Here is a 12,352-nt window from a genome sequence, read left to right on the forward strand (position 1 = left end):
TGGGGTTGGCTCATGCGAGCTTGTCCGCGAGGGCCGTGATCGCCTTCGCGAAGGCCTCGGCGGGCGGATGGGTGATGCCGGCGCCGATCATGCCGATTCCCGCGTCCTTGTGGGCGATCGCGGTGTTGATGATGGGGAGGATGCCCGTCGCGACGACCTTGCGGACGTCGATCCCGGTGGGCAGGCCCTGGAAGCCGAGGGACGGGATGGTCACGTTCGGGTTCTCGGCGGTCGTGATCTCGGCCATCTCCTTCGTGTAGGAGACGGCCTCCTCGACCGTGCCGCCCACGAGGGCCACGATGGCGGGCGCTGCGGCCATCGCGAAGCCGCCGAAGCCGTAGGTCTCCGTGATCGCACTGTCCCCGATGTCGAGGCCCGAGTCCTCGGGCTTGTAGCCCGCGAACATGGGACCGACCACCTTCTGGGCGGGGCCGGTGAACCAGTGGTTCCCGGGGAAGCCGCTCACCCGGATGCCGAACTCGACGCCGTTGCGCGCCATCGTCGTCACGATCGTCGAGCCCTCGATGCCGTGCGACGCGTCGAGGGCGGCCTTCGCCGTCGCCATCCACGTGGGTCCGGAGAAGTAATCGGAGCACGCGATGAACTCGAAGACCTCCTTCTTCTGCTCGGTCGTGAAGCTCGTCTGGATGAGCGACGGCGCGAGGGCCTGGAGGAGGAGAACGGTTCCGGCGATGTTGCGGTTGTGGGCCTCGTCGCCCATGTGGAGTGCCTGGGCGAGGAGGAGGCGGAGGTCGACGGGACCGCCGATCTCGAGGGCCTCCTTGAGCATGGGGCCGAGGACGTCCCGCATCCAGTAGAGGCGCGCGAGGACGCTTTCGTCGTTGGCGCCCATGCGGAGGATCTTCGCGAGCTGCTCGGAGAGGTTCGTGAACGCGACGTTCCCGTGCGTCTCGTTGCGCACGATATGCATGTACATCGACGCGGATGTGACGCCCGCCATCGAGCCGACGCAGTCGTGTTCGTGACACGGCGAGAACGTGATCTGGCCCGAGGCCGCGACGGTCTCGGCCTCCTCGAGGTCTGCGGCGAGCCCTTCGAACACGATCGCGCCGAGCACGGCGCCCTTCATGGGGCCGGACATGCGCTCCCACGTAATGGGCGGGCCCGCGTGGAGGATGGTCGTCGGCGTCATGCCGGGGACGACGTCGAGGGCGCGGCCGAAGCCCACGAGCATCGGCTGGGCGGTGATGATCCGCTGGACGGCCTCGGCGTTGGCGGCCTCGATCCGCGCGGCAACCTCGGGTGCCTCGAGGGCGTCGAGGGCCGCGATGACGGCGGGATCGCCGCCGCCGGGCGGGGCCCAGTCGAGCGTCGTGACCTTGGCGCCCTGGGCTTTGAGATCCTCCTCGAACATGGTCAGCCCGACGTTGATGACGTCGAGTTCGCTCCCGAAAAGCTCGGTGATGCTCATGCGGTGTGCCCCTTCCGGACGATCGCGCGGGCGTACTGGCCCGTCTCGGTGCTGCTGCGGGTGACGGTGACGCCGACGGATTCGAGGGCGGCGATCTCGGCGTCGACGTTCGGGGTGTCCTGGTCGGTGCCGAGGACGTAGCCGACGATCTCAAGGTGCCGGCCGGCGTCGGCGGCGATCTTCTTCGCCTCGGTGATCGCGGGCAGGGTGACGCCGACGGGGTCTTCGTGCGAACCGAAGCCGAGCACGAAGTCCATGACGATCGCGGCGACGCTCGGGTCCTTGGCCTCCTCGACGAGGCGTGCGAGGCGCAGCGACGGGTCGATCATGGGGTGCGGGCGGCCGTTCGTGAACTCGTCGTCGCCGAAGTCGAGGAACGTGTGGCCCGTGCTCGGGCTCCCGGCTGGGAGGACGAACGAGGGATCCTTCTGGATGTTGCTCCAGACGGTTTCCCCCGCTTCGAGGAGCGCGAACATCGACTCGTCGCAGAGGGTTCCGCCGCAGAACAGGCCGCGGACGTACTGCTGCTCGGGCGCCAGGCTCGCGCGCGCCGCCTCGACCCGCGCGTCGTCGAGCGCCGGCACGGCCGCATCGGCGCTGCCGGTGAGCCGCACGGCCTGGAGGGCCGCGTCCTGGCTGCTCGACGCGAAGTGGCCGCCGGCCGCGACGACCGCGGCTTCCGAGCCGCCGATGAAGTAGACGACGACGGGCTTGCCGGCCGCGGCGATCTCGGCGAGGACCTTCTCCTCGACCGACGGCGCGGGCGGCTTCGAGACGAGGACGATCGCCTCGGTCGCGGGGTCTGCCGCGAGCGCGCGGATGCCGTCGATCATCATGATGCCGCCGACCTGCTCGCTCAGGTCCCTTCCGCCCGTGCCGATGAGCTGCGAGACACCGCCGCCGAGCGCGTGGATGCGCACGCTGACTTCCTGGGACCCGGTCCCCGAGGCCGCGACGATCCCGATCGAGCCTGGGCGCACGGCGTTCGCGAAGCACAGGCCCACGTTGTTGATGATGGCCGTGCCGCAGTCGGGGCCCATGAGCAGGAGGCCCTTCTCGTGGGCGAGCGTCTTGAGCGCCACTTCGTCCTCGACCGGCACGTTGTCGCTGAACAGCATGACGTGAAGGCCGTTGTCGAGGGCCTGCCGCGCCTCGCGCGCGGCGTACGCGCCGTTGACCGCGATGACGGCGAGGTTGGCGCCGTCGTCGGCTTGCGCCGCCGTCGTGATTGTGCGGTAGGTGATGTCCGCGGCGCCCCCTGTGGGGGCCTTGCGAACGAGCAGCTCCTCGATCTCGGGCACGAGCGCTTCGGTGTCGACGCCGTCCTCGGCATCGATGACGATCATGAGGTCGCCGTTGACGGCGGCCGCGAGCTCGGGCGCGAGCAGGCCGACGCTCTTGAGGACCTCCTTGTTCTTCTCCGTGCCCATCGCGACGAACGCCTGCCGGACGCCGGCGATCGCGTTCGCCTTCGTCGAGATCGACATCAGGGACACCGAGTCGACATAGGTGTTCTTCTTGACCAAAGCGGTGACGCTCACATGGAACCTCTCAGTTCGATTTCCAGGCGGAGCCCGGCCACGAGGCCGGACAGGATGTCGGTCCCTGAGGTGTGGCCGATGCCCAGCGCACGTTCCATGGGGACTCGAAGGTGCTCGGCGAACTGCGCCTCGTCCCCTCGCGGGGCGGCGAACACGCGGTTCAGGATGCCGAGCAGGCTTTCTCGGGCCCTGCCGTCGACGGCTTCGCGGAGCGTGGTGCGGCTCACGAGGGTCGTCTGGTCGGGACAGCCGTCGAGGACGGCGCGGAGTACGCGGCTGACGGCGCCGAGCCGGGTTCCCGGGACGGCGGCGACGAGGGCGAGGCCCGCCATGAAGTCGTCCCCGGCCGGGGTGAGGCCGGGCCCGAGGCCGAGGAGGCTTTGCGCGGCGAGGCGGGCGGCGCCGTCGTCGTCCTCTCTGATCGCCTCGGTAAGCCGCTCGCATCCGGCGCGGAGCCGCCTGCCGATCTCGGCGTCGATCGGCGCTGCGGAGGCCGCGGGGAGGATGCCGCCTCGGACACCGCGCGCGTCGAGCAAGCGCTCGAGGGCCGTGGCGCGGTGGGTGAGAACGTCGAGTCTCATGAGGCCCGCCGCAGGAAGACTGGAATACCATTTCGAAATATTACGGAGGTCGAGGACGACTCCCGGGACTCCGACGAGGGTGATCCGGCGGGGTTCGAGGACGACAGCGGCACCCACCTCAAGGCCGAAGGCCTCCCACTCAACGGTGGCCACGCGGATGGTCCACGGGGCGTCGTCGAGGCTGTCCGCAGAGAGCGATATAAGACGGCCGCTGGGCGCAAGAACGTTGACAACGCGGGCAAAAACCGAGTGAAGACGGCCAATGCGGGGCCACTCGGCGAGCACGGACGCGAGGCGTGCATCCATCGAGACAGCGTGGCACACCGGTGCCCGAAGCGCTGTGCCCATCGCCCTCCTCATGACGCGAGCCGCCAAAAGTGGCGAAAGTCTCATCCCCCGAAAAAGGGTATACCATCGAAGCCACAACTGGGATCCCAAGAAGGAGAGCCAATGCGAGTTGTTGTGGCCCTGGGCGGCAACGCCCTTGCCCGCCGCGGGGAGCCGATGACGGCCGACCGCCTGCGCGCGAACGTCAAGGCGACCTGTCAGGCCCTCGCGGGCCTCGCCCGCGAGCACGAGCTCGTCATCACGCACGGCAATGGCCCGCAGGTGGGCCTCCTGGCCCTGCAGAACCTCGCGTACCAGGATGTGGCCGCGTACCCGCTCGACATCCTCGGGGCCGAGACCCAGGGCATGATCGGCTACGTCGTGCAGCAGGAGCTCTCGAACGCACTCGCTGGCGACCGCGAGGTCGCCGCGGTGATCACGACGACGGTCGTCAGCGAGGACGACCCCGCGTTCGACCGCCCCACGAAGCTCATCGGCCCGCAGTACTCGGCTCAGGACGCAGCTGAGGCCGCCGCAGAATACCGCTGGACCATCGCGAAGGACGGCAAGGCGTTCCGCCGCGTGGTCCCGTCCCCCGACCCCGTGCGCATCGTGCAGGCCCCGCTCGTGCGGCTCCTGCTCGAGAACGGCCTCCTCGTGGTGTGCGTCGGCGGCGGCGGTGTGCCCGTCAAGGCCGACCACAAGGGCCGGCAGACCGGGATGCAGGCGGTCGTGGACAAGGACCTTGCGAGCGCGGCCCTCGCCGCCGAGCTCGAGGCGGACACGCTCATCATGCTCACCGACGGCGACTTCGTGAGTGAGAACTGGGGCTCTCCCGAGCAGCGCGACATCCTCACGGCGTCCCCCGAGGCCATCTCGCAGCTCGCGTTCGCCGAGGGCTCGATGCAGCCCAAGGTCGACGCGGCGATTCGCGTCGCGAAGGCTGGCGGCCGCGCCCTCATCGGGCCGCTCGATCGCCTCGATGACCTCCTCGCGCGCAAGGTCGGGACCGAGATCCGGCCCGACGTCGCGGAGGGCATCGTGTACGTGTGACGCCCTGACGCTGCGTCTCTAGGACGCCTTGTGGTCGAGAAGACGGCCTGACGCCGGTTTCTCGACCACAAGGCGTCTTGCCTTCGCCGCCGGGACGGGTGAGCCGAGCCCCCACCCGGCGGTTGTCTCGGCGAGAATGCTGGCATGACGGATCTCAGGGACCCCAAGATCGTGCTCCAGCATTACCTTCAGGAAAATCGAGAAGCGCTCCTGTGGAAACTCGACGGACTCAGCGAACGCGAACTCCGGATGCCGCGCACACCGACCGGCACAAATCTCCTCGGCATCGTCAAGCACATGGCCAACGTCGAGATTGGGTACTTCGGCGACACCTTCGGGCGCCATTGGCCCATTCCAGAAGAACGGGTCTCCGAGCCCGAATTCGAGGCCGATCCACAGGCGGACTGGTACGCGACGCAGGGCGAGTCTGCGGCGGGCGTCGTTGACTTCTACCGTCGGGTGTGGAGATTCGCGGACTCGACGATCGATGCTCTCCCGTTGGACGCGCCGGGGCGCGTTCCGTGGTGGCCCGAAAGCCGAGCCCAGGTCACGCTCGGGCGGGTCATCGTGCATGTGCTCGCCGATCTTGCCCGCCACACAGGCCAGGCGGACATCCTCCGTGAATCGATCGACGGCGAGGCGGGGCTCCTCGCCGGCAACAGCAACCTTCCGGACCAAGACTGGCCCGCGTACGTGCGCAAGCTCACGGAGCTCGCAGACCGCTTCTGACAGAGACCCGCCAGGTCCACAACCATGCGGTCGATGCAGCCATGCCTTCCGACGCGGACGTTGATCACCGTCGCCACCGGCACCACTTGAGTACTCGGACCGTCGCGACCACCGCAGATGGCCGGTGCCCCACGGCGTTCGACGGCCCCTTCGGGCCTCTCCGAGCGGCCGTTCTGGGTGGCCCCGGGCCGGTTCCTGAGTACCGCCCCGGGGCCCACCTGCGTGGAAAAGTCGAGTACGGGCAAGTGTAGGCGAGCCCCAAGCTGCCCTGCGAAAGTCTTTTCCAACGGTCCCCAGGCTCAGCCGATCCGGGGCCCGCAGAGCGTCAACGGTGGGGCATTCCGGCGCCGCCGCTCGTATCGCGCTGGTCTCATCACAGACAAGGAGTACTCCCATGAAGAAGCTGTCCATCAAGGGCAAGGTCGCTGTTGCCGTCACCACCGCTGGGCTGGTCGGCATCGGCGGGGGCGCCTTCGCGTACTGGACCACGACCGGCTCCGGCAGCGGCAACGCTGCCGCGTCCGCCGGCGGCCAGACCGTCACGCTGCACGCGACGTTCACCGGCGGGCTCACGCCCGGCCAGTCTCAGTCGGTGGCCTACACGGCCGACAATGCGAACGACACGAGCACAGTCGTCGGCGCGCTCTCGGCGTCCGTGAGCACGAGCAACGCGCAGTGCCTGCCTTCGTGGTTCACCGTGTCGGCGAACACGTCCAACTCGACCGTCGCAGCCCACGCCTCCGGCGTCTCGGTCGGCAGCGGCACGCTGGCGTTCAACGATTCCGCGGCGGACCAGGACGCCTGCAAGGGCGCCACCATCACCGTCTCGGTCACGAGCAACTAGCCACGGAGCCGGGCGGGGGCGAGGACGGCCCCCACCCCCGCCAGGCCTCGGCGCCGAAGCAATCGCGGGTTTGACGATACGGGCAAAGGAGATGCAGGTGCGGGGTTTGCGGAACGTCCCGGCGGCCATGCCGCGTGGCTTGGGGCAGGCAGCCAAGATCGCGGTCATCAGCCTGCTCGGCGTGCTGCTGCCCGCCGGCGCGCTGTTCGCCGCGACCCAGACGGCCAAGCCAAGCTTCACCGTGCAGGTTTCGCCGGCGAGCCAATCGGTCGTCCGTGGGTCGAGCGCCGCGTACACCGTCACCGTGACGTCGCAGAACGGCTTCGCGGGGACTGCGTCCCTCTCCGCGGGCTCGCTGCCGAGCGCCGCGACGGCGGCCTTCTCGCCGTCGAGCCTCAGCCTCACCTCGGGCTCGACGGCGACGTCGACGCTGACGGTGTCGACGACGTCGTCCACGCCGGTGGGGACCTATAGCGTCCAGATCACGGCGACGTCGGGGAAGACCGTCGCGACGGCTACCGCCGGCCTCACCGTCAACTACCCTCTCTCCGGATCGTTCTCCCTTGCCAGCACCCCCGCGTCGCTGAGCATCTCGCCAGGTTCGAGCGGGGTCTACAGCCTGGCCATCACCCGCACCAACATGCCCGGTCCCATCACCTTCAGCGTGGCCGGCGCCCCGTCGGGGGTCACAGCGAGCTTCAGCCCGAACCCCGCCACCGGGGGAACCTCGAGCCTGCAGGTCAGCGCGTCTGCGTCCGCCCCAGCAGCCAAGACGACCCTCTACATCGTCGGCTCAGGGCAGGACCCCACCGGCACGACGCGGTACGCCTACGCGAGCGTGCAGTTCGAGGTCCTCAGCAACGGCAAGGCCTTCACGATCACGGGCAGCCTTGACTCCCCGCTCGCCCCGGGGCTGTCCAAGCCGTTGGCCCTCGGATTCTCCAACCCGAACAGCCAGACCCTGGCCATCACGAATCTCTCGGTGACGCTGACGGGTGTCACCCGCACTGCGGACGCCGTGTCCAAAGGCCTCCCCTGCAGCATCGCCGACTACGCCGTGACCCAGTACAGCGGACCCTATCCTCTTGCGGCCCCGGTCGGCACGAGCTCGCTCGCTTCCCTCGGGGTCCCGAGCAGCCAGTGGCCCAAGGTCTCCATGCTCGACACGACTGCCAACCAGGACGGCTGCAAAGGCGCAACCCTCCTGCTTGGCTTCTCCGGCTCCGGACAGGGGAACTGAGATGAAAGTCCTCCAGCGTCTCGGGGCGATCCGGGCGGGCCGTCGCGCGACGACGGCCGCGGCCGCCGTCGTCCTCCTCGTCGCCTCGGCGAGCGCCGGGTTCGCCTACTGGCTCATGGCCGGGACCGGATCCGGCGCAGCGGCGGCGGGCCAGCTGCAGGCCCTCACGGCGCAGGCGCTCGTCCAACCCGCTCCCGGCCAGCAGCTGCTGTTTCCCGGCGGCACGGCGGACGCGGTACTCAGCGTCACCAACCCGAACCCCTACGACGTGCAGCTGTACAGCGTCGCGGCCGCCGGGCCGGCCGCCCCCGACGCCGGGCACCCGCAGTGCACGACGACGGGAGTCACCTTCCAGAACCCCGCCGCGCCCTTGACGCCAAACGTCACTATTCCCGCCAATTCCACGGCAACCGTCATCCTCCCCGGGACGGTCACGATGGACCTCGGCTCGGATTCCGGCTGCCAAGGCGCGGTCTTCCACCTTCCGCTGACTCTCGAGGTGCGCAAGTGAGCCACGACCAGATCACCCCGGGCCGCTCCGGGCGGCTCCGCCGGGCCAGCCGACTCAGCGGCGCGGCGCTTGTGGCCGGCCTTCTCGCCGCCGGAGGCGGTGCTGCCGCATTCGCGTACTGGCAGGCGACCTCGAGCACCCAGGGCGGCATGGCGGCCGCCGATTCGCTCCAGCAGGGCGCGACGCCCTCGGCGAGCGCCGCTCAGCAGAGCGTCACCGTGTCCTGGGCCGCGGGCACGACGGCGGGCGGGCACGCGGCATCCGGCTACACCGTCCGTCGCTACAACGCGTCGACGGGAGGCACCCCTGTCGCCGCGACGGGAGGCTGCGCAGGCGTCCTGGCCACGCTCTCCTGCACCGAGACCGGCGTTCCCAACGGAACGTGGTACTACACCGTCACACCGATGCTCGGGAACTGGTCCGGGGCGGAAAGCGCCCGCAGCGGCGGCGCGCTCTCCGACGGCACGCCGCCCTCGGTCTCCGTGACGTCGATCTCGCCCGCGCCCAACGGCGCAGGCTATGACAACACCAGCCCCGTCGTCGTGACACTGACTGCGGTGGACAACCCTGGGGGCAGTGGCGTCGCGTCTGTGAGATATGCCCTGGACGGAGGGCAGCCGGTCACCGTCGCGGGGAGCGCCGCATCGGTTTCCGTGGCAGGCGACGGCACCCACACGCTGGTGTACTCCACCGCGGACCAGGCCGGCAACGTGTCGGCGGCCCAAACCCTCACGGTCAAGATCGACACCCAGGCGCCCGCCGCCCCAACCTTGGCCGTCCCCGCCGTCGTCAACGCGGCGAACGCCGCAGCGCTCCCGGTCTCCGGCACCGCTGAGTCTGGGAGCACTGTGACCGTCACGGCGTCCGACGGCGCAGGACACCTCGCGACTGGAACGGCCACGGCAAGCACGACGGGGGCGTGGTCGCTCCCGACGCTGAACGTGACGGCCCTGTATGACGGCGCCGTGACGGTGAGCGCCACGGCCCAGGACGCCGCCGGCAACACGAGCAGCGCGACGGCCGTGAGCCTCGCCAAGGACACCGCGCCGCCCACGGCCCCGACCATGTCGGCGCCTGCGACGGTCTCGGCCGCAACGGCCGCGTCGGTGACCGTCAGCGGCACCGCCGAGCCGGGCGCCTCCGTCGCGCTGAAGATCACCGACGCAGGCGCCTCCCACACCGTCACCGCGGCAGCGACCGCCGACGGGACCGGGCACTGGACCATGCCTGGGCTGAACCTCACCGCGCTCGCCGACGGTCAGCTGACCTACGCCGCCACCGCGACGGACGCCGCCGGCAACACGGGAGCCACCGCGACGCAGACCGGCACGAAGGACACGGTCTCGGCCGCGCCCGTCTTCACGACCGTGCCGTCCAAGATCACAAGCGACTCTGTGTCCTCCGTCCAGCTGGCCGGCACCGCCGAGGCCGGCGCGACCGTCGCCCTCACGGCCACCGACTCGGCCAACCACAGCGCCACGGCCAGCGCCACGGCCAACGGCTCGGGGAACTGGTCCGCCACGATGAATCTGAGCGCGCTGAACCCCGGACCGCTGACGTTCTCGGCCCAGGCCACGGATGTCGCCGGGAACGTGAGCACGGTGACGACGGCCGCGAGCCGCATCGGCCCCAAGGTCGTCTCCGTCACGCTGCAGAACGGCGGCACGGCCGGCACCGCAGACACGAACGACAAGGTGGTGGTCGTCTTCGATGAGGCGATGAGCCCGAGCTCGTTCTGCGACCTCTGGACGAGCCCCACCGGGCCGTGGACCCAGAACACGAACAGCGTGAGCGTCCAGATCACGCGAAACGCCGGCAACGATACGCTCGCGCTGCCTGCGACCGGCTGCACGACCTCGAATTTCGGCAGCCTCGCACTCGGAGCCAGCTACACCACGAGCACGGGCGGGAACCTCACCTTCAAGGGCTCCGGCCAGACCCAGACGTCCTCGGTCTCGCTGAGCTCCGACGGCAAGACGCTCACCATCACGCTCGGCGGCATCAAGTCCGGCACCCCCGCCACGGGAGTGGCAGCCGGCACGCCTTCCTACACGCCCGCCACCACTGGCACCCCGACTGACACTGGAGGGGTCACGCTCAGCACGCATCCCGTCTCAGGGACGTCGTCGCGCTTCTGACTCCTTGTGGTCACGCTCTCGCCCGCCGCTACCCCTGCTGGCGCCCCGCCTCGCGGCGCCGCCACTTGGGGAGGTTCGCAATAATCTCCGCGGCGCCCTTCGCCGCGCGCTCGACGGTCCGCTCGACCGTGCGCTGGAGCTGCTGCGGCCGCGTTTCGGAGTCGTCTCCCGGCCCGGCGGCAGCGAACGCGGCCGCACCCGCCGGAACTCCCCCGGCCACCGCCGCCGGCGCGCCGACAATCTCGACGGCGGGCGGCGCCGTCGTACGCAGCGACGTGAGCCAGCCGCCCACCTCGGCGAGGGGCTCGAGCCGCAGTCCATAGAAGCGCTTCTGACCCTGAGCGCGCGTCGTGACGAGGCCGGCGTCGCGCAGGACCTTGAGGTGCTTCGACACCGTGGGCTGGCTCGCGTCGAGGGCTTCGACGAGTTCGCCCACCGCCTTGTCGCCGCCGCGCAGCTCCTGGAGAATGTCCCTCCGGGTCTGGTCCGCGATGACGGCGAAGATGTCTGTCACCATGCTTCCAGACTACCGATCCCGCGCCCCGTGCGCGCCCCGCCGTCCACCACTGAGCCGGCCCGGAACCACCCGGCACCGTGGCGGCTCAGTCGAACCACGGGTCGAGTCCGTGGAGGGGGAAGACTTCCTTGCGCGTGGCCATGACGGCCCGGTCGACGGCGTCGTTCGGGTTGAAGCCAACCTCCCACGAGCGCCACCAGATGTCGGCGTCGTCGCCCATCGTCTCGGGCGGCGTCTCTCCGGGGGCGAGCCGCTCGGGGTAGGCATCGGCCACGTAGTCGCGCCACGCGCCGGGGGTCTTCGTGCGCAGGGGGACGGGGTGCCCGGCGGCGATGCCTACGAGGTGCGTCCACGCCCGCGGGACTACGCGGACGACGTCGTACCCTCCCCCGCCCGTCGCGAGCCACCGGTCGTCGCAGTGCCGCGCGGCAAGCCGCGAGATGGTGAGCGCTGCCTCGCGCTGGGCGTCAACGCTCGTGCGAAGGTTCGTGAGGGGGTCGAGGGCGTGCGAGTCGCAGCCGTGCTGGCTCACGATCGCTTCGGGCTCGAACGCCTCGACAAGAGGCGGGACGATTGCATGGAAGGCGCGCAGCCATCCGGCGTCGCCCGTGCGCGCGGGCAGCGCCACGTTCACCGCGGAGCCCAGCGCGTCCGGCCCGCCGATCTCGTGGGCGAATCCGGTGCCCGGGAAGAGGGTCAGCCCGCTCTCGTGGAGGGAGATGGTCAGGACGCGCGGATCGTTCCAGAAGATCGACTGCGTTCCGTCGCCGTGGTGGGCATCCGTGTCGATGTACACGACGCGCGAGAGGCCGCCGTCGAGGAGTCTCCGGATGGCGAGCGCGGCGTCGTTGTAGATGCAGAAGCCACTCGCGCGGTCGGCCGCGGCGTGGTGCATGCCCCCGGCGAAGTTGACGGCGTGCTGGGCGCGGCCCGCGAGGATCGCGTCCGCCGCGTCGAGGGAGCCGCCCGCGATCCGCGCGCTCGCCTCGTGCATGCCCGCGAACGCGGGGTCGTCCTCGGTGCCAAGCCCGCGCTCTGGCGCGGGAAACGCCGGGTCCTCGCTCACTCGGCGCACCTCGGCGATGTAGTCGCGCGTGTGGACACCGGCGAGTTCGTCGTCGTCGGCCTCGCGAGGTTCGACGACGACGACGCGCGGCAGGGCGAAGAGCCCGAGCTCCTCGCACAGCCGGGCCGTCATCGCGAGCCGGCCGGGGTGCATGGGGTGGGTGGGGCCGAAGTCGTACGCGAGGAGCGAGTCACCCCACGCGACCTGCGTCGCGTACTCGATGCGCCGGATGTTCTGCGGGGCCCGCGAATCGGCCGACGATTCCGCGCTCGGCGGCATCGGTGCGGCGTCGGACATACGCTCAGGCTACCCGACGCTCGTGATTTACTGGTCCGGTGCGGCCACCGGCCGCTCAGGCACGGCCGCAGGCCAG

At 70.3% G+C, this 12,352-nt stretch carries 11 protein-coding genes; 6 read left to right on the forward strand and 5 right to left on the reverse strand.

The genetic code is table 11. The annotated features are described in order from the left end of the window. Positions 1–10 precede the first annotated feature (10 nt). From SPF06_RS03435 to SPF06_RS03445, 3 genes are read right to left on the reverse strand one after another with little or no spacing between them, the layout of a single operon-like run. Positions 11–1,432 carry a YlbE family protein gene (locus tag SPF06_RS03435; RefSeq protein ID WP_323277518.1) on the reverse strand — a complete coding sequence of 474 codons (1,422 nt, stop codon included), beginning with the start codon at positions 1,430–1,432 and terminating at the stop codon, positions 11–13. Beyond that, complete coding sequence (gene fdrA / locus SPF06_RS03440; protein WP_323277519.1) at positions 1,429–2,973, reverse strand: acyl-CoA synthetase FdrA; 1,545 nt, start codon at positions 2,971–2,973, stop codon at positions 1,429–1,431. The genes SPF06_RS03435 and fdrA overlap by 4 nt, the downstream gene beginning before the upstream one ends. Then, complete coding sequence (locus tag SPF06_RS03445) at positions 2,970–3,860, reverse strand: oxamate carbamoyltransferase subunit AllH family protein (RefSeq protein ID WP_323277520.1); 891 nt, start codon at positions 3,858–3,860, stop codon at positions 2,970–2,972. The genes fdrA and SPF06_RS03445 overlap by 4 nt, the downstream gene beginning before the upstream one ends. Positions 3,861–4,004: 144 nt before the next feature. Here SPF06_RS03445 and SPF06_RS03450 point away from each other — a divergent pair, with 144 nt between their 5' ends. The 6 genes from SPF06_RS03450 (at position 4,005) to SPF06_RS03475 (ending at position 10,396) form a co-directional block, all read left to right on the forward strand. Then, positions 4,005–4,934, forward strand: a complete 930-nt coding sequence (locus SPF06_RS03450; RefSeq protein WP_323277521.1) for a carbamate kinase — start codon at positions 4,005–4,007, stop codon at positions 4,932–4,934. Positions 4,935–5,078: 144 nt separating this feature from the next. After that, on the forward strand, positions 5,079–5,663 hold the full coding sequence (locus tag SPF06_RS03455; protein WP_323277522.1) for a DinB family protein: 585 nt from the start codon (positions 5,079–5,081) through the stop codon (positions 5,661–5,663). A 394-nt stretch (positions 5,664–6,057) separates the two neighbouring features. Beyond that, positions 6,058–6,507, forward strand: a complete 450-nt coding sequence (locus tag SPF06_RS03460; RefSeq protein ID WP_323277523.1) for a hypothetical protein — start codon at positions 6,058–6,060, stop codon at positions 6,505–6,507. Between the two features lie 91 nt (positions 6,508–6,598). Continuing rightward, positions 6,599–7,747 (forward strand): COG1470 family protein, encoded by a 1,149-nt coding sequence (locus tag SPF06_RS03465; RefSeq protein ID WP_428985704.1) that lies wholly within the window; start codon positions 6,599–6,601, stop codon positions 7,745–7,747. Between the two features lies 1 nt (position 7,748). Beyond that, positions 7,749–8,258 carry a hypothetical protein gene (locus tag SPF06_RS03470; RefSeq protein ID WP_323277525.1) on the forward strand — a complete coding sequence of 170 codons (510 nt, stop codon included), beginning with the start codon at positions 7,749–7,751 and terminating at the stop codon, positions 8,256–8,258. Continuing rightward, positions 8,255–10,396 carry an Ig-like domain-containing protein gene (locus SPF06_RS03475; protein WP_323277526.1) on the forward strand — a complete coding sequence of 714 codons (2,142 nt, stop codon included), beginning with the start codon at positions 8,255–8,257 and terminating at the stop codon, positions 10,394–10,396. Before SPF06_RS03470 ends, SPF06_RS03475 begins: the two co-directional genes overlap by 4 nt. A gap of 28 nt (positions 10,397–10,424) precedes the next feature. Here SPF06_RS03475 and SPF06_RS03480 read toward each other — a convergent pair whose 3' ends face one another. Next, positions 10,425–10,913 (reverse strand): ArsR/SmtB family transcription factor, encoded by a 489-nt coding sequence (locus SPF06_RS03480; protein ID WP_323277527.1) that lies wholly within the window; start codon positions 10,911–10,913, stop codon positions 10,425–10,427. A gap of 85 nt (positions 10,914–10,998) precedes the next feature. After that, positions 10,999–12,276, reverse strand: a complete 1,278-nt coding sequence (locus SPF06_RS03485) for an acetoin utilization protein AcuC (protein WP_428985691.1) — start codon at positions 12,274–12,276, stop codon at positions 10,999–11,001. Between the last annotated feature and the right edge of the window lie 76 nt (positions 12,277–12,352).

The organism is Sinomonas terricola, from assembly GCF_034931225.1.
Taxonomy (GTDB): Bacteria; Actinomycetota; Actinomycetes; order Actinomycetales; family Micrococcaceae; genus Sinomonas; species Sinomonas terricola.